Origin of the sequence: Olleya marilimosa CAM030 (assembly GCF_000518485.1) — a bacterium.
GTDB classification, from domain to species: domain Bacteria; phylum Bacteroidota; class Bacteroidia; order Flavobacteriales; family Flavobacteriaceae; genus Olleya; species Olleya marilimosa.
The window spans coordinates 275859-297831 of sequence record NZ_JADR01000005.1 but is presented as its reverse complement, the minus strand read 5'-3'; the positions used below and the strand labels follow the sequence as shown (position 1 = coordinate 297831).

The 21973-nt window shown below is 31.5% G+C and carries 21 protein-coding genes and 2 tRNA genes; 12 read left to right on the top strand and 11 right to left on the bottom strand.

Annotated features, from left to right (window positions below; all coding sequences use genetic code 11):
* Positions 1 to 86: 86 nt before the first annotated feature.
* The 6 genes from M890_RS0107335 to tgt form a co-directional block, all read right to left on the bottom strand.
* The gene (locus tag M890_RS0107335) at positions 87 to 1121 is read right to left on the bottom strand and encodes an AI-2E family transporter (protein ID WP_028282912.1); all 1035 of its coding nucleotides are present in this window, start codon (positions 1119 to 1121) and stop codon (positions 87 to 89) included.
* 18 nt (positions 1122 to 1139) lie between these two features.
* The gene (gene dnaB / locus M890_RS0107330) at positions 1140 to 2675 is read right to left on the bottom strand and encodes a replicative DNA helicase (protein WP_028282911.1); all 1536 of its coding nucleotides are present in this window, start codon (positions 2673 to 2675) and stop codon (positions 1140 to 1142) included.
* A gap of 254 nt (positions 2676 to 2929) precedes the next feature.
* Complete coding sequence (locus M890_RS0107325) at positions 2930 to 3883, bottom strand: acetyl-CoA carboxylase carboxyltransferase subunit alpha (RefSeq protein WP_028282910.1); 954 nt, start codon at positions 3881 to 3883, stop codon at positions 2930 to 2932.
* A gap of 109 nt (positions 3884 to 3992) precedes the next feature.
* Positions 3993 to 4901, bottom strand: coding sequence for a DMT family transporter (locus tag M890_RS0107320; RefSeq protein ID WP_028282909.1), 909 nt, complete (start codon positions 4899 to 4901; stop codon positions 3993 to 3995).
* Entirely contained in the window at positions 4888 to 5961 is a 1074-nt protein-coding gene (locus M890_RS0107315; RefSeq protein ID WP_084553592.1) for an LptF/LptG family permease, read from the bottom strand. Before M890_RS0107315 ends, M890_RS0107320 begins: the two co-directional genes overlap by 14 nt.
* A complete protein-coding gene (gene tgt / locus M890_RS0107310) occupies positions 5962 to 7092 on the bottom strand; it encodes a tRNA guanosine(34) transglycosylase Tgt (protein WP_028282907.1) in 1131 nt (376 codons plus the stop codon).
* 211 nt (positions 7093 to 7303) lie between these two features.
* On the opposite strand from tgt, the gene M890_RS0107305 reads away from it, so the two are divergent.
* The 3 genes from M890_RS0107305 to M890_RS0107295 all read left to right on the top strand — a co-directional run bounded on the left by M890_RS0107305 (position 7304) and on the right by M890_RS0107295 (position 9904).
* Entirely contained in the window at positions 7304 to 8149 is an 846-nt protein-coding gene (locus tag M890_RS0107305; RefSeq protein ID WP_028282906.1) for a transketolase, read from the top strand.
* A 21-nt stretch (positions 8150 to 8170) separates the two neighbouring features.
* A complete protein-coding gene (locus tag M890_RS0107300; RefSeq protein ID WP_028282905.1) occupies positions 8171 to 9124 on the top strand; it encodes a transketolase family protein in 954 nt (317 codons plus the stop codon).
* A 219-nt stretch (positions 9125 to 9343) separates the two neighbouring features.
* The gene (locus M890_RS0107295) at positions 9344 to 9904 is read left to right on the top strand and encodes a porin family protein (protein ID WP_036597294.1); all 561 of its coding nucleotides are present in this window, start codon (positions 9344 to 9346) and stop codon (positions 9902 to 9904) included.
* 63 nt (positions 9905 to 9967) lie between these two features.
* On the opposite strand, the gene M890_RS0107290 is transcribed toward M890_RS0107295, so the two are convergent.
* On the bottom strand, positions 9968 to 10909 hold the full coding sequence (locus M890_RS0107290) for a beta-barrel assembly machine lipoprotein BamM (protein WP_036597262.1): 942 nt from the start codon (positions 10907 to 10909) through the stop codon (positions 9968 to 9970).
* 79 nt (positions 10910 to 10988) lie between these two features.
* On the opposite strand from M890_RS0107290, the gene M890_RS0107285 reads away from it, so the two are divergent.
* Together M890_RS0107285 and M890_RS0107280 are read left to right on the top strand one after the other, a co-directional pair.
* Complete coding sequence (locus M890_RS0107285) at positions 10989 to 11363, top strand: RNA-binding S4 domain-containing protein (RefSeq protein WP_028282902.1); 375 nt, start codon at positions 10989 to 10991, stop codon at positions 11361 to 11363.
* Between the two features lie 4 nt (positions 11364 to 11367).
* Entirely contained in the window at positions 11368 to 11871 is a 504-nt protein-coding gene (locus M890_RS0107280) for a phosphoribosyltransferase family protein (RefSeq protein WP_028282901.1), read from the top strand.
* Here M890_RS0107280 and M890_RS0107275 read toward each other — a convergent pair.
* Positions 11863 to 12378 carry a shikimate kinase gene (locus tag M890_RS0107275; protein ID WP_028282900.1) on the bottom strand — a complete coding sequence of 172 codons (516 nt, stop codon included), beginning with the start codon at positions 12376 to 12378 and terminating at the stop codon, positions 11863 to 11865. The genes M890_RS0107280 and M890_RS0107275 overlap by 9 nt on opposite strands.
* Before the next feature lie 125 nt (positions 12379 to 12503).
* Here M890_RS0107275 and M890_RS0107270 point away from each other — a divergent pair.
* From M890_RS0107270 to M890_RS0107240, 7 genes are all read left to right on the top strand, one after another.
* Positions 12504 to 12576, top strand: a tRNA-Lys gene (locus tag M890_RS0107270).
* A gap of 65 nt (positions 12577 to 12641) precedes the next feature.
* Positions 12642 to 12714 (top strand) — tRNA-Lys (locus M890_RS0107265).
* A 202-nt stretch (positions 12715 to 12916) separates the two neighbouring features.
* Positions 12917 to 13831 carry a MerR family transcriptional regulator gene (locus tag M890_RS0107260; RefSeq protein WP_028282899.1) on the top strand — a complete coding sequence of 305 codons (915 nt, stop codon included), beginning with the start codon at positions 12917 to 12919 and terminating at the stop codon, positions 13829 to 13831.
* Positions 13832 to 15295, top strand: coding sequence for a bifunctional phytoene desaturase/3,4-desaturase (locus tag M890_RS0107255; protein ID WP_028282898.1), 1464 nt, complete (start codon positions 13832 to 13834; stop codon positions 15293 to 15295). It begins immediately after the preceding gene.
* 1 nt (position 15296) lies between these two features.
* Positions 15297 to 16136, top strand: a complete 840-nt coding sequence (locus M890_RS0107250) for a phytoene/squalene synthase family protein (RefSeq protein ID WP_028282897.1) — start codon at positions 15297 to 15299, stop codon at positions 16134 to 16136.
* Between the two features lie 2 nt (positions 16137 to 16138).
* Positions 16139 to 16588: a sterol desaturase family protein gene (locus M890_RS0107245; protein WP_028282896.1), complete on the top strand. Its 450-nt coding sequence runs from the start codon at positions 16139 to 16141 to the stop codon at positions 16586 to 16588.
* Positions 16589 to 16610: 22 nt separating this feature from the next.
* Positions 16611 to 17753, top strand: coding sequence for a lycopene cyclase family protein (locus M890_RS0107240; protein ID WP_028282895.1), 1143 nt, complete (start codon positions 16611 to 16613; stop codon positions 17751 to 17753).
* On the opposite strand, the gene M890_RS0107235 is transcribed toward M890_RS0107240, so the two are convergent.
* The 3 genes from M890_RS0107235 to M890_RS0107225 all read right to left on the bottom strand — a co-directional run bounded on the left by M890_RS0107235 (position 17750) and on the right by M890_RS0107225 (position 21817).
* On the bottom strand, positions 17750 to 18319 hold the full coding sequence (locus M890_RS0107235; RefSeq protein WP_157243265.1) for a TlpA family protein disulfide reductase: 570 nt from the start codon (positions 18317 to 18319) through the stop codon (positions 17750 to 17752). The two genes, M890_RS0107240 and M890_RS0107235, sit on opposite strands and share 4 nt — an antisense overlap.
* Positions 18320 to 18379: 60 nt before the next feature.
* Positions 18380 to 19258: an anti-sigma factor gene (locus tag M890_RS0107230; RefSeq protein WP_028282893.1), complete on the bottom strand. Its 879-nt coding sequence runs from the start codon at positions 19256 to 19258 to the stop codon at positions 18380 to 18382.
* 288 nt (positions 19259 to 19546) lie between these two features.
* On the bottom strand, positions 19547 to 21817 hold the full coding sequence (locus tag M890_RS0107225; protein WP_028282892.1) for an aconitate hydratase: 2271 nt from the start codon (positions 21815 to 21817) through the stop codon (positions 19547 to 19549).
* Positions 21818 to 21973: the final 156 nt, after the last annotated feature.

The following is a 21973-nucleotide window of genomic DNA, read 5'->3' as shown; positions in this document are numbered from 1 at the left end:
TACTGCAAATTTTCTCATTTAAAACATGTTTTTATAACTTGAAAGATACTTAAAAAAGCTACTGTTATAAAAGGATTAGTATTAAATTAACTAGACGAACCTGAGAGTAACTCTGAAATAATTTTTGTTCTAGGAAATTGTTCGAATATAATTTTAAGAAATACTGTTATTGGAATTGCCATAATTAAACCTGGAATTCCCCAAATATAACCCCAAAACATTAACATTACTAAAACAGCAATGACATTGATAGAAAAAGATTTACCCATAAATATAGGCTCTAAAATACTACCATATAAGACTTGTGTCCCAGTAATTGAAAGAATAAAAAATAGTAGTTTACTAGAGGTTTCTAACTCGACAAATGCAAATATAGATAGCAAAATGACAGTAATAAATGAACCTACCATCTGAACAAAATTAATTAAAAAAGCAAATAGTCCCCAGAAAATCGGGAAACTAACCTCAAAAAAGTAACATGCTAAACCTGTAAAAACTCCTGTTAAAAAACTAACTAAAAACTTTACTTTAATAAATTTAATTAGGTCTTTTTCAATTTTCATAAAGGTTTTTATGGAGGTATGTTTTTTTCGTAGAATGGTCCTATTTATTAGTTTTTCCACATTAATAGACTCTGCTAACCATAAAACAACAAAAAAGGTTGTCATTAATAAAGCAGTTAAAAACTTACTTATAAAACTTAACGTAGGTGATAAATTATCTAATAAGGCTTCTTTATTAACTAATCTAGTTAATGACCTGCTTCCTTCTACTTTTTCTACGCCAAAAAAGGCTTCGACATTATCAACTAGTGTGTTTATTTTTGTTTCTGCTTTAGCAAAAAATTGAGAATCTGATGCTAAAATTTCTCTACTTGATAGCTTTACTAATTCTACTCCAAGCTTTACACCCAAAGCTATTACTAACAATACAATAAAAACGCTAACTGCTTTTGGTAGTTTACGTTTACGTAAAAAACGCATTAATGGTAAAAATAACAATGCTATAAACATTGAAAAAACAAGAGGCACAAATATAAATGACAGTACTTTTAATAGGTAAAAAATTATTGGTATTACTATTATTAAAAGTAGGTAGTTAGTTGTTTTTATTTTATCCATTTAAATAGTTGCTTAATATTAAAAAGGCACGTCGCTATCATCCTCTTCTGGTGCACCAAAAGCATCACTAGCTGACGGGAAATTATCTGGTGCAAATGTATTATCATTTGCTGCAGCATTCATCTTACTATGAAATTCTTGCCCAAATGGTGTGTCAAAATCATCTAGATTATCAAACTTACCTAAATGTCCGATAAACTTAAGTCTAATGTTTTCTAAACCACCATTACGGTGTTTTGCGACAATAAACTCTCCTTGACCTTCTGTAGGAGAACGCTCTTCGTCATCCCATTCGTCAATTTTATAATATTCTGGTCTATAAATAAAACTTACAATATCGGCATCCTGCTCAATCGCTCCAGATTCACGTAAATCGGATAATAGTGGTCTTTTACTTCCACCACGCGTCTCTACAGCACGAGATAACTGTGATAGTGCTATTACAGGCACACTTAACTCTTTTGCTAATGCTTTTAAGTTACGTGAAATAGTCGATATCTCTTGTTCACGATTACCACCAGATCCTGCTGCTGTCATTAACTGCAAGTAATCAATCATAATCATTCTAATACCATGTTGTGACGCTAAACGTCTAGCTTTTGCACGTAAATCAAATATAGATAATGATGGTGTGTCATCTATAAATAGAGGTGCTTTTTCTAAAGCTTTAACTTTTACATTTAATTGTTCCCACTCATGCTTTTCAAGTTTTCCGGTTCTAAGCTTTTCAGAAGATAATCCAGTCTCACTTGAAATTAAACGTGTAATTAATTGTACAGATGCCATCTCTAAAGAGAAAAAGGCAACTGGCATATTAGAATTTACTGCAACGTTACGTGCCATTGTCAAGGTAAAAGCTGTTTTACCCATACCTGGACGTGCTGCAATAATAATTAAATCGCTATCCTGCCATCCTGATGTTAACTTATCTAGTTTATTAAATCCAGATGGTACACCACTCATCCCCTCTTTTTTGGAGATTTCTTCAATTTTTTTCTTGGCCTGAATTACAAGGTCTTGTGCAGTTTCACTGGATTTTTTAATGTTTCCTTGTGTAACTTCATATAACCTAGATTCTGCTTTATCTAAAAGATCAAATACATCTTGTGTTTCGTCGTATGCTTCTTCAATTATTTCTGAAGAAATTTTAATTAAACTTCTTTGAATAAATTTTTGTAAAATAATACGAGCGTGAAACTCTATATGGGCAGAAGAGGATACTTTTTGAGTTAAAGAAATCAAGTAAAAATCTCCTCCTGCTAAATCTAATTTTGAATTTGTCTTTAATTGTGTTGAAACTGTTAATAAGTCAATAGGTTGACTTTCTTGAAACAACATAAATATGGCTTCAAATATATGTTGATGCGCTTCTTTATAAAAAGCATCCGCACTTAAAATATCAATGACTTCATCAACCCCTTTTTTGTCAATCATCATTGCACCAAGTACTACTTCTTCCAAATCCAAAGCTTGCGGTGGAATCTTTCCTTTTTCAAGGTTTATAATAGTGCTCCTGTCAACTTGATAGCCTTTTATTTGATTGGGTTGCTTCATTTATTGATTATAATTTTTGAGTAAATACTCGGTAATTTATTGATTAATTATTTTTAAAAATCAGGTTAATAGCGTCTGATTCTTGACTTAGCGAAAGTAAATAAATTGTTAAGAAATATTGATATACAAAGTTACTCAATCTTAACAGGTAGTCAACATTTATACTGTTAATAAGTCTGATTTTTTGTTAATAAGCATAAAAAAAACCTGAAGCGTTACACTTCAGATTTTGTTAGCAAATGGTTTTATAAGGTCTACCCTTTAAAAACACCCATATCACAATATTTATCTATACGTTTATTTACTAATTCTTTTGGTGATAAGTTTTTAAACTCATCATAAGCTGTAAGAATAGCTTCCGTAACAGATTTAAAAGTTGTAGCTCTATCAGAATGTGCACCTCCTAAAGGCTCTTTAATGATTTCGTCAACAATTTTCATTTTTTTCATATCTGTAGCAGTTAGTTTTAACGCTTCTGCTGCTAGCTCTTTATATTCCCAACTTCTCCATAGGATTGAAGAACAAGATTCTGGAGAAATAACAGAGTACCATGTGTTTTCTAACATCATAATCTTATCTCCAACACCAATACCTAAAGCACCACCAGAAGCACCTTCACCTATTACTATTGTAATAATTGGCACTTTTAAACGTGTCATCTCTAAAATATTTCTTGCAATAGCTTCACCTTGTCCACGCTCTTCAGCTTCTAAACCAGGATAAGCTCCAGGAGTATCTAATAATGTTACTACAGGAATACCAAACTTTTCGGCAGATTTCATTAATCTTAAAGCTTTACGGTAACCTTCAGGATTAGCCATACCAAAATTACGGTATTGTCTAGTTTTTGTGTTAAATCCTTTTTGTTGACCAATAAACATAAAGCTTTGGTCTCCTATTTTACCTAATCCACCAATCATGGCTTTATCATCTTTAAAACTTCTGTCTCCATGCAGTTCTAAAAACGACTCTCCACAAATAGCTTTAATATAATCTAAAGTATAAGGTCTATCTGGATGACGTGACATTTGTACTCTTTGCCAAGGCGTCAGGTTTTTGTATATATCTTTTTTGGTAGCAATAAGCTTTTTTTCAATTTGCTTGCAAGTTTGTGTCACATCTACATCACTCTCTTCTCCAATAACTTGACACTTTTCTAATTGCTCTTCCAGTTCTTTAATTGGTAATTCAAATTCTAAATATTCCATAGGGAACGATAGTTTTGTTTATATGTTAGCATGCAAAATTACATTTTTTTTACTTCAAATTTTAGGATTATGATTAAAATACACAGATTTTAACGTTAAAATTTGATAATCAATTAGTTTGTTGAATTTTATTTTTTTTGAATTTTTTCAAATTTTTAAGTACTCCATTTAATAATACGACACCTAAAATAATAAATGCGCCTATATAAAATGAAGAGGACATGGTCTCTGATTCTGGAAACAATAGTAATGCTAAAATTATTCCGTAAATAGGTTCTAAATTATACGTTAATACTACTGTGTAAGGACTAATATATCGCATTACATAAACTGATGCAATAAAGGCATAAGCTGTACAAACCGATGCTAATACAAATAACCACAAACCATCTGACAATGAGATATTAAAGTGATTAAGATTAAATCCTTCTCCAAAACATAAAATATACAGTGATATAAAAAACACACCACTTAAAAACTCATAAAACGAAATTTTTGTTGCACTATGTTCTTCTAGAAATTTACCATTAAGTACTGCAAACAATGAAGACAAAAATGCTGATATAATACCTAAAATCATTCCGTCTATATATTTAAACTCGCTTCTAACAATTAAATAAACGCCTAAAATAACGATAAGACCAAAAACAATCTCATAGGCTATAATTTTACGTTTATAAATTATAGGCTCTATAAAAGATGCAAAAAAAGCTCCTGTAGAAAACATTGCTAGTGCTATGGATGCATTAGCAACTTGAATGGCTCCAAAAAAAGTAATCCAATGTAATGCTATTATTATTCCTGCAATAGCTAATTTAACAAATGCTTTTTTGGTTATTGAAATATCGACTTTAGCAACTTTAATATATATAAACATTAAAACTGTTGCCATTAACATCCTATACCATACTAAGCTTACAGCGTTAATAGTGATTAGTTTACCAATAATAGCAGTAAATCCAGCTATAAAAACTAGGACATGTAAGTGTAGGTAATTTTTTAATTTATCGTTTTGCATTGCGTAACAGGAAAAAAGCTAAAACCCCAAAAATTATATTAGGAAACCAAACTGCTAGCAATGGTGAAAAGTTAGACTGAGAGGCTAGTGTACCAAATATCTTATCAAAAAAGACAAAAATCATAGCTATACAAATCCCGAAAGCTAAATTAACACCCATACCACCTCGACGTTTTCTAGATGATACAGCTACTGCAATAATTGTAAGTATGAATACTGAAACTGGTAAGCTCCATTTTTGATATTTAGCAAGCTTATAGCGACCTATATACTTGGAGCCTCGTTTTTCTTCTCTATCAATAAATCTAACCAACTCATCATACCTTAAGGTTTCTGCAATGTAACTCTCAGGTGTTAAATCTTCTAAATCAAAAGAGAATATAGTATCTTTTTTTCTTTGAATATCTAACTTATCGTCGTTAACTCCGATGGTTCTTTTGAAATAGTTACGGAGTATGTAAGCTGAATCCTCTTCGATATACCTAATGTTAGAAGCGCTAATTTTGTAAGTCATTTTACCTTCTTCAAAATGCTCTAAAGTAAAATTCACTCCTGTTTTATTTTTTGTATCAAAGCTAGTGACATAAATAATATCATTATCATTAATCTGCTTTAGTACATTGGTATTATTTATTTCTTTTTTACCAGAGAGGTATTTATATTTAAAGTTATTAAACCCTTTACTTGCATTAGGTGCCAAATACAAACCTAATACAATGGATATTAAAGCTACAATTACACCTCCTATTAAATAGGGTCTTAAAAATCGTGTAAAAGATACACCAGAACTTAAAAATGCTACAACTTCTGTATTGTTAGCCAATTTGGATGTAAACCAAATGACTGACAAGAATAAAAATAATGGAAAAAGTAAATGTGCAAAGTAAATAGTAAAGTCTAACAAGTACTGCATGACTTCGCCGAAAGGCACATTGTTTTCTAGGATTTTACCAATTTTTTCTGCTAAATGCACTGTAATACCAATTGGTATAAACAACAGTAGCATGACCGCAAAAGTCATTAGATAACGTTTTAATATGTACCAGTCTAATATTTTCACTTATAGACGATTATTCATTTGTTTTACCATTTTATCTTTCCAAGCTCTAAAGTCTCCTGCTAAGATATGCTTTCTAGCCTCTCTAGTCAACCATAAATAAAAACCTAAGTTGTGTATGGTTGCTATTTGCTTACCTAATAATTCATTTGTATTAAATAAGTGACGTAGGTAGGCTTTGCTATACTCTGTATCCACGTATGTTATACCCATTTCATCAATTGGAGAAAAATCGTCACGCCATTTAAGATTTTTAATATTTATTGATCCATAAGCTGTAAATAACATTCCGTTTCTGGCATTACGTGTTGGCATAACACAGTCAAACATATCTACACCTAAAGCAATATTTTCTAGTATATTAATTGGTGTACCAACACCCATTAGATAACGTGGTTTGTCCCATGGTAGTATATCTGTTACAACCTCAGTCATTGCATACATTTCTTCTGCTGGCTCTCCAACAGACAAACCTCCAATAGCATTACCTTCTGCTCCAACACCTGCGATATACTCGGCTGATTGCTTACGTAAATCTTTATACGTACTACCTTGTACTATTGGAAAAAAAGATTGTGAGTAGTCGTATTTAAAAGGCGTTTTATCAAGGTGAGTTAAACAACGTTCTAACCAACGATGTGTCATATGCATTGATCGTCTGGCGTAATTATACTCACATGGATAAGGAGTACACTCGTCAAAAGCCATAATAATATCAGCACCAATACTACGTTGAATTTCCATTACATTTTCTGGTGTAAAAGTATGGTAACTTCCATCTATATGAGATTTAAACTTAACACCTTCCTCTTTAATCTTATTATTTCCAGATAAAGAATACACTTGATATCCTCCAGAATCCGTAAGTATATTACGATCCCAATTCATAAATTTATGTAATCCACCAGCTTTTTCTAGAACGTCAATTTGAGGTTTTAAATATAAGTGATAGGTATTACCAAGGATAATATCTGGATTAATATCGTCCTTTAGTTCTCTTTGATGCACACCTTTTACAGTACCAGCAGTACCTACAGGCATAAATATAGGTGTTTCAATAACACCATGATCTGTAGTTATTACTCCTGCTCTAGCGTTACTTTGTGTGTCTTTTGCTTTTAAATCGAATGTCATTATAGCTCTTTAATCTTCAGCTAGCAAATATATATAAGAAAAATACAAAGGGTATTAAATACTTCCTAAATTTGAAAATTTTGTTGATACTTTATATAAAATCTTTCAATTGTTAAGAAATCGACCAATTTGGTTAATAAGTGTCATGGATAATCTTGGTTAAAGGCTATTAAAATCCTAATTTTGAAACAAAATATTTAACCCATAAAACATGGCAAGCATACAACATTTAGAAGATTTAACCACACAAGTACGTAGAGACATTTTACGTATGGTACACAAAGTAAACTCTGGTCATCCAGGAGGTTCATTAGGTTGCGCAGAATTTTTAGTAGCACTATACGACGAAATCATGGATAGAAAAGAAGGTTTTGATATGGATGGGATTGGAGAAGATTTATTCTTTTTATCTAATGGACATATATCACCTGTATTTTATAGTGTACTTTCAAGAACCGGTTATTTTCCTGTAGAAGAATTAAACACATTTAGATTAATTAATACTAGACTTCAGGGTCACCCAACGACGCATGAAGGTTTACCTGGTGTTAGAATTGCTTCTGGATCCTTAGGTCAAGGTTTAAGCGTTGCTTTAGGTGCAGCACAAGCAAAAAAACTAAATGGTTGTAAGCATATTGTATATAGTTTACATGGTGATGGCGAGATGCAAGAAGGTCAAAACTGGGAAGCAATTATGTATGCATCTGCTAAAAAAGTGGACAATATTATAGCAACTATAGATTTAAATGGTCAACAAATTGATGGTTCTACAGATGATGTTTTACCAATGGGAAGTTTTAGAGCAAAATTTGAAGCTTTTGGGTGGACAGTAATAGATATTGAAGAAGGTAATAATATAGAAGCGATCCTTAAAGGAATGGCTGAAGCTAAAAGCTTAACTGGACAAGGAAAACCAGTTTGTGTTTTACTTAAAACTGTTATGGGTAATGGTGTAGACTTTATGATGCATACCCACGCATGGCATGGTAAAGCTCCAAATGATGAGCAATTAGCTATTGGATTAGAGCAAAACCCTGAAACTTTAGGTGACTATTAATCAATTTGAATTAAGACAAAAATGAAAACATACACAAATACAGGAAGTAAGGATACAAGATCAGGTTTTGGTGACGGATTAACAGAGCTTGGAAAAACTAACGACAATGTGGTTGCACTTTGTGCAGACTTAATTGGGTCATTAAAAATGGATGACTTTAAAAAGAATCATCCAGAACGATTTTTTCAAGTAGGAATTGCTGAAGCAAACATGATTGGACTTGCAGCAGGTTTAACAATAGGAGGAAAAATCCCATTTACAGGTACTTTTGCAAACTTCTCTACAGGTCGTGTTTATGACCAAATTAGACAAAGCGTAGCTTACTCTGACAAAAACGTAAAAATCTGTGCCTCTCATGCTGGTTTAACTTTAGGTGAAGATGGTGCAACACACCAAATACTTGAAGATATTGGATTAATGAAAATGCTTCCAGGCATGACAGTAATTAACCCTTGTGATTACAATCAAACTAAAGCTGCAACTATTGCTATTGCAGACCACCATGGTCCAGTATATTTACGTTTTGGACGTCCAAAAGTAGCTAACTTTACACCTGAAGATCAAACTTTTGAAATAGGTAAAGCATTACACTTACAAACTGGTACAGATGTAACAATTGTTGCAACAGGACATTTGGTTTGGGAAGCTTTAGAAGCTGCAAAAACTTTAAATGACAAAGGAATATCTGCTGAAGTTATAAATATCCATACCATTAAACCATTGGATGCTAACGCAATTATTGAGTCTGTTAAAAAAACTAAATGTATTGTAACTGCAGAAGAACATAACCATTTAGGAGGATTAGGAGAAAGTATTGCACGTGTATTATCACAACACCAACCTACACCACAAGAGTTTATCGCTACAAACGATACTTTTGGAGAGTCTGGAACACCAGCTCAATTAATGGAAAAATATGGTTTAAATGCAGAAGCTATTGTTAAAGCAGCAGAAAAAGTGATTACAAGAAAGTAAAAACTCTACCTAACTTTATAGTTAAGCGTTTAAAACCTTGTGTTTTAAACGCTTTTTTTATTTATTAAACACTGTAAATTAGATAATAAAATAATATAACATAATTATCGTTATAATTAATGTTAATCAAAATCGACAATTATGAACAGGTTACAAAAAAGTCAAAATTACTTAAGTTATAATTCAGATTTAAGTAAAAAAGGGATTGTTTTTATTACAATGCTACTAATTTCAGTTTTAAGCTACGCTCAAAATGGTAGTGGGTTTGGTTTTAAAGGAGGCATTAACTACAATGGAAATGGAGATTACTTTGAGTCTATTTCTAACAGTTACCAAAACCCAGACAGAAGTATAGGTTACCATGTTGGTGTTTTTGGAAAATTAGGTACCAAATTATACTTTAGACCAGAATTGGTTTATACTACTACAAAAAGCGATTACAGCGCTGGCGAATTTGAATTACAAAAATTGGATGCTCCATTATTAATTGGCTTAAAAGTTTTAGGTCCTATACATGTTTTTGCGGGTCCATCTTTACAATATATAATGGATAGTGAATTTGAAAATGCTACAATTGACACTATTGAAGATGATTTTTCAGTTGGCTTAAACTTTGGAATAGGATTTAGCTTAGATAATTTTGGTATAGACCTAAGATACGAAAGAGGTTTTAATAATAATGAAGCCACTATACTTAACAATAATGTATCTGCATTAAATCCAAATAGATTAGATACACGACCAGAACAATTAATACTAAGTATATCAGTCATGTTATAAATATTAATCACAAAAAAAAAGAGCCACTTAAAAGTGGCTCTTTTTTTTATACGATAACTATGTTTAGTTTGATAAATTAGTGTCGTAATCTAAGTAATTTGGTATTCCGTCACCATCTGTATCGTCATTAGTTGGATCTCCATCTTGATCAATATCTTCATCAATAGTTAACACACCATCATTGTCATCATCATTATCAATAAAGTTAGCCACACCATCTCCATCAGTGTCTTCATTTAACCCATCACCATCTCCATCTAAATCTTCTAAATGTGAAGGGATTGAATCTAAATCATAATCGGTATCAATTCTAGTCAGTAATCCAAAAGTAAAATTAATTGGAGAATAGCTTGGTATTGAGGCTGTTCCTGTTGAAAAATAACCTAAACCAGAAGGAATAAAAACTGCGCCAATCCCGTAGTTATGGTTTGTTGTAGTACCATCACCATTTTCAGTATAACCATCTCTCATTCTAAATTCAATTAAGGCTTCTCTAAAACCATCAACAACTCCAAAAGAAGAACCTACAGATGATAAATTAAAAGTAAGACCATCAACATCTGCTCCATCAAATTCAGTTCCATCAAGTAAAGTTCCATTATAAGTTACATTTACTGCATCCAATGGATGAGTTGCTTGACCTAACCCTTCTCTTACGTTTAAGTAATATAGTTTATAATCTACATCACCTTGTGTAACAGTTTTAAATAATAACTCAGGTCTATCTAATAAAGCAATAGCATCTAAATTATTATTTGCTTCACTAATAGTGTCAAAAACAATTTTAAAGGTATCATTGGCTAAAGAGTAAGGATTAGCAAAATCAAATTCGTCATAATTGTATGTATGTGTTGCTAAAAACGCTTCAATCTCAGCAATGTTCTCATCATAAACCTCTTGGCTATCTCTAGGTACAAAAGTAAATGTATCTCCATCATCTGTACCACAAGAAAATGCAGTAACTAACACAACTAATAGCGCAAAAGTGATTTTTCTTAAATTCATTATTCTTATTTTTGATGTGCAAGATACATTTTAATATAATTTTGCACAATAACCTTAACGTCAATTTTAGATAATTTGTATGCGAGTAGATAAGTATTTATGGTGTGTCAGACATTTTAAAACAAGAAACATAGCAACAACAGCTTGTAAAAAAGGACACATCAAGGTAAATGGTAGTGTAGCTAAGGCAAGCCGAGAAGTTTTTCCAACAGATATAATTGAACTTAGAAAAGACCAGGTTAACTATAAATTAACCGTTTTGGATATTCCTCCAAACAGGGTTGGTGCAAAACTTGTTGATATTTATCGTGTAGATAACACTCCAAAATCTGCTTTTGAAGCACAAGAAATGCTTAAATTAGCTAAGGATTACTACAGGAAGAAAGGTGTTGGTAGACCAACAAAAAAAGACAGAAGAGATTTAGACAATTTAAACGCAGAAAACGAGCAATAATACTATGAGTGTTTTGAAAGATATTATATTAGATAATAATGCCATTAATAATAAGCTAAGACGTATTGCTTTTCAAATTTATGAAGCAAATATAAACGAAGAAGAAGTTGTCTTAGCTGGTATAGATGCGAATGGTTATATTTTGGCAAAAAAACTTAAAACCATTTTAGCAAAGATTTCTCCAATACAGCCTTCACTTTGCAAAATTTCAATAGACAAAAAAAATCCTAGAGCGCTTATAAAAACTTCATTAAAATCGGAACAATACGAAAACAAATCGGTTGTTTTAATTGATGATGTATTAAACTCTGGAACCACTTTAATATACTGTGTAAAACACTTTTTAGAAGTCCCTTTAAAACAATTTAAAACTGCTGTATTAGTCAATCGTAATCATAAAAAATTTCCTGTAAAAGCAGATTATAAAGGTATATCGTTATCTACTTCTTTACATGAGCATGTACAAGTAGACCTTGATGGTAAAGACTGGAAAGCTTATTTAAATTAGTTTAAATAAGATATTATTGATTGTTTCTTCTTCCGAGGTTGTTGACTCTACAACAATACTTGCTTGATTATAAAAGAAAGATCTTTCAAACAAGTGTTTAGCAATAAAATCTTTTAATGCTTCTTTTGTTTCAAGATGACTTATTAAGGGTCTTGTTTTATTTAAAAACAATCTATCTGTTAAAATATCTAAATTGGTTCTTAAATAAATAGTTTTAAAATTATCCAATTCATTAAGCCACTCCATGGTGTTATAAAAACATGGAGTACCTCCTCCTAACGCAATTATGGTTTTATCTGCATTAGCAGTTATTTTCTTTAAATAAGATTGCTCAAGCTTTCTAAAATGGATTTCACCTTTAGTTTTAAATATATCAGAGACACTCATTTTTTCACGCACCTCAATATAATTATCTAAATCAATAAATTTAAATCCCATTTTTTCTGCCAATTGTTGACCAATTGTTGACTTTCCGGAAGCCATATATCCAATAAAAATTAAATTCATTTTTAAGCTTATAAATTGATTATTAAAACCATACATAATTGAGAAACAAAAAAACAAAAAAAAAATCAAAAATAGCCTTGTATTATTAATAAAAGCTATTATATTTGCACCCTCGTAAAACAAATGACCAGATAGCTCAGTTGGTAGAGCATCTCCCTTTTAAGGAGATGGTCCTGGGTTCGAGCCCCAGTCTGGTCACTTTATTTTAAGCAATAGCTTAAATATATTTTGTGACAATTATAAAATATAAAAATTGTTTTACTGACCAGATAGCTCAGTTGGTAGAGCATCTCCCTTTTAAGGAGATGGTCCTGGGTTCGAGCCCCAGTCTGGTCACAAAAAGCTAAGCATTACGCTTAGCTTTTTTTTTGCATTAAACTTTGATGGACAGTAATTAACCTACTTTACTATTTATATTTATATTTATCTAACAAATAGCAATTAAACCTTATCTCTACACACTTATTTGTTAATTATTTCAAAAATGTTATCCTTTTTTATACAAATATTCATTTTGTTTAATTAATTTAGCTAAACAATGAACAATATAAAAACTAAATTTAGCATTAAGGATCTTGAGAATCTCTCAGGCATCAAAGCGCACACCATTAGAATATGGGAAAAGCGCTATAATTTATTTGAACCAAATCGAACAGAAACTAATATTAGATATTACAGCTTATCAAGCCTACAAAAGATATTAAATATTAGCTACTTAAATAATAACGGTTACAAAATTTCTAAAATAGCCAATTTAAATAGTGAAGACATACCCATTATTGTAAGAGAAATTGCAGCAAAAAAAGATGGTAACAACCACTATATAAACTCATTAAAATTAGCAATGTTCAATTTTGATCAATCGCTATTTTTTACAACTTACGATGAACTTAAATCAGAACACAACTTTAGTGATATTTTTTACAAAGTTTTTGTTCCTTTATTAGATGAAATAGGGATGTTGTGGCAAACAGACACAATAACACCTGCTCATGAGCATTTTATTGTAGAGCTAATTAAACAGAAAATTGTTTACAACATAGAAAAATCCCTAGATAAAAATAATTTAATAGAAAGTGCTGATGTTTATGTACTATTTCTACCTGACAATGAAGTGCATGAATTAGGATTATTATTTACTAACTATGAGCTAATCAATAAAGGTTTTCATGTTATATATTTAGGCCAAAGTGTCCCAATAGATAGTCTAGAGTTTTTAAAATCTCAGTATGATGAAATCACTTTTATTTCATGCTTTACAGTAAAGCCTGAAAAAGACGACATAAACCAGTATTTGGCAGATTTTGAATCTAAAATCTTAAAAACCACCAATAACAAATTAATAATTTCGGGAAGAATGACATCTTTTATAGATAACAACTCCAACCCAAAAATAGCATCGTATCAATCCACTAAAGATGTTATTGAATCTTTACAACAAGTTTTAGCATAAATGGGTAAAAATATCGCAATTATTGGATCTGGTTTTTCAGCATTATCAGCCTCATGCTATTTAGCCCAGTCGGGACATACAGTTACTATTTTTGAAAAAAACAGTACCATTGGAGGGCGTTGTAGACAGTTAAAAAAAGAAGGCTTTACCTTTGATATTGGTCCAAGTTGGTATTGGATGCCAGATATATTTGATAAGTTTTTTGCAGACTTTAACAAAAAAACAGCCGATTATTACCAACTGGATAAGTTATCTCCTGCATACAAAATCTTTTTTAAGGATGATGAGATAACCATTGGTGATACTCTAGAAAAAATTTGCCTAGAATTTGAACGTATTGAAAAAGGTAGCTCTGTACCATTAAAAAAGTTTATTAGTAAAGCTGCTTCAAATTATGATATAGCCATAAATAAGGTGGTTTTAAAACCAGGAATCTCTCCATTGGAATTGGTAACACCAGAAACAATAATGCGTGTAGATCAGTTTTTTAAAACCATTAGCAAGGAAGTTAGAAAACACTTTAAAAACCCTAAGTTAATTTCAACATTAGAATTCCCTGTTTTATTTCTTGGTGCCAAACCAAATAAAACACCATCGTTTTATAGTTTTATGAATTATGCAGATTTTGGCTTAGGCACATGGCATCCTAAAGGTGGCATGTATGAAATTATTAAGGCCATGTCATCCTTAGCTAAAAGCTTAGGAGTTAGCATTAAAACCGATAGTCCTGTTAATAAGATTAATGTAACTGACAACAAAGCGTCTTCAATTGTAATAGGAGAACAAACACTTACGTTTGATGTGGTTTTAAGTGGAGCAGATTATCATCATTCTGAAACATTGTTAGATAAACAGTACAGACAATACTCAGAAAAATACTGGAGTAAAAAGACATTTGCGCCTTCATCTTTACTTTTTTACATAGGTTTTGATAAAAAATTAAAAAATGTGCAACATCATAATTTGTTTTTTGACACAAATTTTGAAACACATGCACAAGAGATATACGATAATCCTAGTTGGCCAAAAGACCCTTTATTTTATGCCAATTTTCCTTCAATAACCGATCATAGTATGGCACCAGAAGGAGCAGAAACTGGCTTCTTTTTAATACCAATAGCTCCAGGAATTGAAGATACTCCAGAGATAAGAGAAAAATATTTAACTATTATTTTAGATCGTTTTGAAAAATTGACAAAACAAGATGTTAAAAATAATATTATCTTTAAAGAGTCCTTTTGTGTTAAAGACTTTATTAAAGAATATAATTCTTATAAAGGTAATGCCTACGGAATGGCTAATACATTATTACAAACTGCCTTTTTAAGGCCAAATTTAAAAAGTAATAAATTAAAAAATCTCTACTTTACAGGACAGTTAACTGTTCCAGGACCTGGTGTCCCTCCTGCTCTTATTTCGGGTAAACTAGTAGCAGAATTAATAAATAAACATCATAACGTTTAACATGAAAACATTATTCGATTCTGTATCATACGACTGTAGCAAGATTGTTACACAATCTTACAGCACCTCTTTTTCTTTAGCTACAAAAATGCTTGCTAATACAATCAGACAAGATATATACAATATTTACGGGTTTGTTAGGTTTGCTGATGAAATTGTAGACACATTTCACGATTATAACAAAAAAGAACTTTTTAAACGTTTTGAAGAGGATTTAGAGTTTGCCTTAAGGGACAAAATAAGTTTAAATCCCATACTTAATGCTTTTCAGTATACCTACCATAAATGTAATATAGATAAACACATGGTGGACTCTTTTATGAAAAGTATGAGGCTTGATTTATCTAAATCTAAGTATACCACTGACCAAGAATATAAAGACTACATCTATGGCTCTGCAGATGTTGTGGGTTTAATGTGCTTAAAAGTTTTTGTAAAAGGTGATAACGAAAAATATGAAGCCCTAAAAAATACAGCAATGTCATTAGGATCTGCTTTTCAAAAGGTGAATTTTTTAAGAGATTTAAAAGCTGATCATGAATTATTGGATAGAACGTATTTTCCAAATACCGACTTAACGAACCTAACCGAAGCAGATAAACTATATATAATTAATGATATAGAAAACGATTTTAATGAAGGCTTAAAAGGCATTAAACAATTACCTATTGAAGCTAAGTTTGGAGTTTTTATGGCTTATCGTTATTACAATCAATTATTAAAAAAATTAAAGAAAACACCAGCTTTAGAAATCAAAAACACACGTATAAGAGTGCCAAATTATAAAAAAGCAGAACTCTTAACACGAAGCTATGTTAAATATCAACTCAACTTATTATAATAATGCAAACAATATATTGGATATTAGTTTTTTTAGGAACTTTCACTGCAATGGAGTTTATGGCGTGGTTTACACACAAATACATCATGCATGGTTTTTTATGGAGTCTTCACAAAGATCACCACCACAAGGATCATGACAGTTGGTTTGAACGTAACGATGCTTTTTTTATATTTTACGCTATTGTAAGTATGACTTGCTTTTATCTATGGAATTATGAAAACATTTGGTATTGCTTACCTATTGGATTAGGTATAATGGCTTATGGAGCTGCCTATTTTTTAGTACATGACATATTTATACACCAACGTTTTAAAATATTTAGAAACGCTAATAATTGGTACGCAAAAGGTGTAAGACGTGCGCACAAAATTCATCATAAACATTTAGGTAAAGGTGATGGTGAGTGTTTTGGGATGTTATTTGTACCTTTTAAGTATTTCAAGAGATAAATTATTATATACTTTTTAAATAATGTCTAAAAACCATTATGACTATATTATTATTGGTAATGGTTTAGCAGGCTTACAACTTGCTTTAGCATTTAATAATGATACCCATTTTATAAATAAGCGCATTGCTTTAATAGACCCTTCCACTAAAACCAGTAATGATAAAACATGGAGTTTTTGGGAACAAAATGTAGGTCAATGGGATGATATAATTTACCAAAAATGGTCTAAAGCAACCATTTTTGCGTCAAATAAAACCATTGACTTAAATCTGCATCCTTATTGTTATAAAACCATACGTGCTATAGATTTTTACACGCATTGCATAACAATACTTAAACAGAATGTAAACATCACTTTTTTAAATGAAACTGTAACATCTGTAGTAGATGGTGAAACTGTTACTATTAACACTAATTTAAATAAGTATACTACCAATCATGTGTTTGATAGTCGCATAGCAAAAGATGCTATGTCAAGATTAAATCACTACACGACTATAACACAACATTTTAAGGGTTGGATAATTAAAACTAATAAAGACGCTTTTGATCCTGAAACTTTAACTATGATGGATTACAGGTTAAAAGATGGAAATCAAACCACATTTAACTATGTTTTACCTTTTTCTAAACGTGAAGCTTTAGTAGAGTTTACATACTTTACCGAACATACAGTTAAAGAACATGTTTACGATAGTTATATTAAAAAATACATTAAGGACTATTTAAAAATTGAAGATTACCAAATTATAGAAACCGAAATGGGTCAAATACCTATGACCAATTTCCCATTTGAGCAGTCAAATACCAATAACATTACTAAAATAGGAACAGCTGGTGGTTGGGTAAAAGGCAGTACTGGTTATTCGTTTAAATTAACCGAAAAAAAAGTTGCTATAATAATTGCAAATATTAAAGCAAACCAAATACCTTCAAAAGACCTATTTAAAGCCAAATATAAGTTTTACGATAAAATCTTTTTAAAAGTTTTAAAAGACGAAAACTATAAAGGTGAATGGATATTTGAAAAATTTTATTCTAAAAATTCAACCCAAACAATGTTTAGGTTTTTAGATGAAGACTCGTCGTTTAAAGAAGAATTACAAATTATGTATTCGTTATTTTCTTGGAGCTTTATTAAAGCATTTTTTAAAACGCTTTAATCATTTAAAAGCTTATTGATAACAGTTTTAACAGCATCACTATTCCAATTTGCAGCTCCATTTTTATCAATAACAACTTCCCCTTTTTGGTTAATTAGAAACGTTCTTGGAATACTGTTAACATTAAATAGTTCAATTGATGGTGCATCAATGGGATTATAAACTTTAAAAGTGTATTCGTTTTTGTTCATGAAGGCTTTAATGGTTTCAGGTTTTTCATTGGAAACAAAAACAAATTCAATTTTATCTTTATAAGTTTCATATAATTGCTGCATACTTGGTAGTTCTGCTATACAAGGTGGACACCATGTTGCCCAAAAGCTAATCAACACGATTTTATTTTCCGCTTGACGGAAATTATACACTTTATTATCTAAATCTACTAAATTCCAATTGTAATTTTTTATTTGCGCTCTATCTGTTTCACTTTCTATACTTGGCGCAAATATTACTAGCACCTTGTGAACTTGTATTTGTACAAATTGCCTAGTAGTGGGTATTATGAGTATTAATGCAATAGCAATAAATGCTAAATTTTTAATTGAAGATTGAGTTTTTTTTATCATATAAATTAAAAAAGCACCTAAGTAATTAGGTGCTTCAAATGTAATAAAACTATTTATTTTTTATCTAGTTACAGTACCTGTTAAGGTTTGTACAGGTCCTGCTCCCATTGTTATTGGTGTATGCACTGCTGCATCTGATGCTACTGTTTGTAATAATGGTTTTAGCGTAAAAGGTGCTGTGCTATTATCTGGACTAGGCTCAACCGATATCACAATAGTCTTTCCTCTTAAATCTGTTGGAAAATTAAATCCATCAGGAGCATTTTGCAAATAATCTTCTCCTGGATAACCTGGTCCATTTCCTAAATCGCCTTTATAAGGTGATGATGCAGCGTTAGCATCAGCCATAGCAGGATCTGTAAATGTACCAGTACTTATTGGTGTACCATTAATTACAGCCCAACCTTCATAAACCCAACCGTCAGATAATGCTGGTAAATCTAATCCAGCAATAGCTGTTCCTGTAGTATTATCTAAAAACCAAACACCACTTTCTTCATTAGTATTATCAGCATCTGTAGGCGTTGCTAAAATAAATGTACCTGCTGCTGAAGAGAAATCTGCTACTAAATTAGAATTTACATTGGCTGAACTATCCACAAAGTCTCCTGCTAAAATTTTTGTTGCTGCTGGAGCTGGATCTAAATCTAAAGCTGGCTCGATGGACAATACAAATGTTGACGCTGATGCTAATTGAGCACTTAATACTTGAAAGGTTTTAGGAAAAGACACATCGCTAAATGTTCCTGTTGATACTGGAGATCCGTCCACAATAATCCATCCTTCGTAAACAAAATCATCGCCTAAGGCTTCTAATCCTGATAGGTTTAATGTTAATGCAGATGTTTGTGGTTGTTGTGAGGTTGCATCATCATCATTACTACATGATACACTTAATACTCCTAAAGCTAATACAGCTAAATACATTTTTCTAATCATAATCTTGGTTTTAATTAATTAATTTTTCTTTTAAAAGTCGATTAACAAATCAAAACCTTACGTTTTAATTAAAAAAAATGCAAATTACTTAGTAATTGTTTAAAATATCTCAGTAATGCGCTCACTATTACCTAATAAACAAAGTAATTATTATCAAAAGTGCAAAACAACAAATCATCACTATAAACCATTAGTAGTCAATACTATATATAATAATACGCATTTAATTTTAGTCAAAAAAAAACTCCTGAAAAAATCAGGAGTTTTAAATATATTAAAAGTCAGAAATTATGCGTTGTTCTCTTTTTTAATTAAGTTAAGCGCACTTCCTTCGTTATACCAAGCTATTTGAGCTTCGTTATATGTATGGTTTAAAACTATAGTATCTTTACTACCATCTGCATGTACTAACTCTAATGTTAATGGTTTGTTTGGTGCAAACTCATTTAAATCAATAAAGTTAAATGTATCATCTTCTTGGATTAAATCATAATCTGCTTCATTTGCAAAAGTTAATCCTAACATACCTTGTTTTTTAAGGTTTGTTTCGTGGATACGAGCAAAAGATTTAACTATTACTGCTGCAACACCTAAGTGTCTTGGCTCCATAGCTGCATGTTCACGAGAAGAACCTTCACCATAGTTATGGTCTCCTACTACTACAGTTTTAATTCCTGCTGCTTTATATGCTCTTGCTGTGTCTGGCACTCCTCCAAACTCTCCTGTTAATTGATTTTTAACAAAGTTAGTTTTCATACCAAATGCATTAACAGCTCCAATTAAACAGTTGTTAGAGATATTATCTAAATGACCTCTAAAACGTAACCATGGTCCAGCCATACTAATATGGTCTGTTGTACATTTTCCGAATGCTTTAATTAATAATTTAGCACCAGAAATATCGTTACCAATTGGAGTAAATGGTGTTAATAATTGTAATCTTTCAGAGTCTGGAGCAACTTTAACTTCTACTCCACTTCCATCTTCATCAGGAGCTAAGTAACCGTTATCTTTAACTTCAAATCCTTTAGGTGGTAATTCCCATCCTGTTGGCTCATCAAACATCACTTCTTCTCCATTTTCGTTTATTAACGAATCTGTTAAAGGGTTAAAGTCTAAACGACCAGCAATAGCAATTGCTGCAGTAATCTCTGGAGAGGCAACAAAAGCGTGTGTATTAGGGTTACCATCTGCACGCTTAGCAAAGTTTCTGTTAAACGAGTGTACTATACTATTTTTTGGTGCATTTTTAGGATCGCTATATCTTGCCCATTGTCCAATACATGGACCACAAGCATTAGTAAATATTTTAGCATCCAATTTTTCAAATATTCCTAAAATACCATCTCTATCTGCTGTATAACGTACTTGTTCAGAACCTGGATTAATTCCTAATTCTGCTTTCATTTTTATACCTTTATCTAACGCTTGTTGTGCAATAGATGATGCACGCGATAAATCTTCGTAAGACGAGTTAGTACAAGAACCAATAAGTCCCCATTCTACTTGTATTGGCCATTCATTTTCAGTTGCTTTTTCTGTCATTGTTTTACCAACTGGAGTTGATAAATCTGGAGTAAAAGGTCCGTTTAATAATGGTCCTAATTCTGATAAATTAATATCAATTACTTGATCAAAATATTGTTCTGGATTTGCATAAACTTCTGCATCTGCAGTTAAATATTCTTTAACTTGATTAGCAGCATCTGCAACATCTGCTCTGTCTGTAGCACGTAAATATCGTTCCATAGACTCATCATAACCAAAAGTTGAAGTTGTTGCTCCAATTTCTGCTCCCATGTTACAAATTGTTCCTTTACCAGTACAAGACATAGCTTTGGCACCTTCACCAAAATATTCAACAATTGCACCTGTTCCTCCTTTTGCAGAAACAATTCCAGCAACTTTTAAAATAACGTCTTTTGGTGCAGTCCATCCAGATAATTTACCTGTTAATCTTACACCTATTAATTTAGGAAATTTAAGTTCCCAAGCCATACCTGCCATAACATCTACAGCATCTGCACCACCAACACCAATAGCTACCATCCCTAAACCACCAGCATTTACTGTGTGAGAGTCGGTACCAATCATCATTCCACCTGGAAATGCATAATTTTCTAAAACTACTTGGTGAATAATTCCTGCACCTGGCTTCCAGAAACCAATACCGTATTTATTAGAAACAGATTCTAAAAAATCAAATACTTCACTACTTACACTATTAGCGTGTTTTAAGTCAGTTGCTGCACCATCTTTAGCTTGGATTAAGTGATCACAGTGTACTGTTGTTGGTACAGCTACTTTATCTTTACCAGCTTGCATAAATTGCAATAAAGCCATTTGTGCAGTAGCATCTTGACATGCTATTCTATCTGGAGCAAAATCCACATAGTCTTTACCTCTTGTGAAGGCTGTATTAGGTGTTCCGTCCCAAAGGTGAGAATACAAAATCTTTTCAGAAAGTGTTAAAGGTTTACCTACAACTTTACGTGCTGCGTCAACACGTTCTGTCATTTGGCTGTATACCTTTTTTATCATGTCAATATCAAATGCCATATAGTATGAATTTTAAGGGTTGTTAATTTGTTTTAAAGTCTTGCGAATTTACGAAAAATTGAAGCATTTTAAAAATATATAAGGAAATTGAATATTCATTGAATTAAATTCAACAAAAAAGAATGATATTAACAGAAATGTAGTAAAATGATAAAA

Coding starts and splice junctions, on each gene's coding strand:
- M890_RS0107335 (WP_028282912.1), bottom strand. CDS start 1,121: ATGGATAAAATAAAAACAACTAACTACCTACTTTTAATAATAGTAATA.
- dnaB (WP_028282911.1), bottom strand. CDS start 2,675: ATGAAGCAACCCAATCAAATAAAAGGCTATCAAGTTGACAGGAGCACT.
- M890_RS0107325 (WP_028282910.1), bottom strand. CDS start 3,883: ATGGAATATTTAGAATTTGAATTACCAATTAAAGAACTGGAAGAGCAA.
- M890_RS0107320 (WP_028282909.1), bottom strand. CDS start 4,901: ATGCAAAACGATAAATTAAAAAATTACCTACACTTACATGTCCTAGTT.
- tgt (WP_028282907.1), bottom strand. CDS start 7,092: ATGACATTCGATTTAAAAGCAAAAGACACACAAAGTAACGCTAGAGCA.
- M890_RS0107305 (WP_028282906.1), top strand. CDS start 7,304: ATGGCAAGCATACAACATTTAGAAGATTTAACCACACAAGTACGTAGA.
- M890_RS0107300 (WP_028282905.1), top strand. CDS start 8,171: ATGAAAACATACACAAATACAGGAAGTAAGGATACAAGATCAGGTTTT.
- M890_RS0107295 (WP_036597294.1), top strand. CDS start 9,344: ATGCTACTAATTTCAGTTTTAAGCTACGCTCAAAATGGTAGTGGGTTT.
- M890_RS0107290 (WP_036597262.1), bottom strand. CDS start 10,909: ATGAATTTAAGAAAAATCACTTTTGCGCTATTAGTTGTGTTAGTTACT.
- M890_RS0107285 (WP_028282902.1), top strand. CDS start 10,989: ATGCGAGTAGATAAGTATTTATGGTGTGTCAGACATTTTAAAACAAGA.
- M890_RS0107280 (WP_028282901.1), top strand. CDS start 11,368: ATGAGTGTTTTGAAAGATATTATATTAGATAATAATGCCATTAATAAT.
- M890_RS0107275 (WP_028282900.1), bottom strand. CDS start 12,378: ATGAATTTAATTTTTATTGGATATATGGCTTCCGGAAAGTCAACAATT.
- M890_RS0107260 (WP_028282899.1), top strand. CDS start 12,917: ATGAACAATATAAAAACTAAATTTAGCATTAAGGATCTTGAGAATCTC.
- M890_RS0107255 (WP_028282898.1), top strand. CDS start 13,832: ATGGGTAAAAATATCGCAATTATTGGATCTGGTTTTTCAGCATTATCA.
- M890_RS0107250 (WP_028282897.1), top strand. CDS start 15,297: ATGAAAACATTATTCGATTCTGTATCATACGACTGTAGCAAGATTGTT.
- M890_RS0107245 (WP_028282896.1), top strand. CDS start 16,139: ATGCAAACAATATATTGGATATTAGTTTTTTTAGGAACTTTCACTGCA.
- M890_RS0107240 (WP_028282895.1), top strand. CDS start 16,611: ATGTCTAAAAACCATTATGACTATATTATTATTGGTAATGGTTTAGCA.
- M890_RS0107235 (WP_157243265.1), bottom strand. CDS start 18,319: ATGATAAAAAAAACTCAATCTTCAATTAAAAATTTAGCATTTATTGCT.
- M890_RS0107230 (WP_028282893.1), bottom strand. CDS start 19,258: ATGATTAGAAAAATGTATTTAGCTGTATTAGCTTTAGGAGTATTAAGT.
- M890_RS0107225 (WP_028282892.1), bottom strand. CDS start 21,817: ATGGCATTTGATATTGACATGATAAAAAAGGTATACAGCCAAATGACA.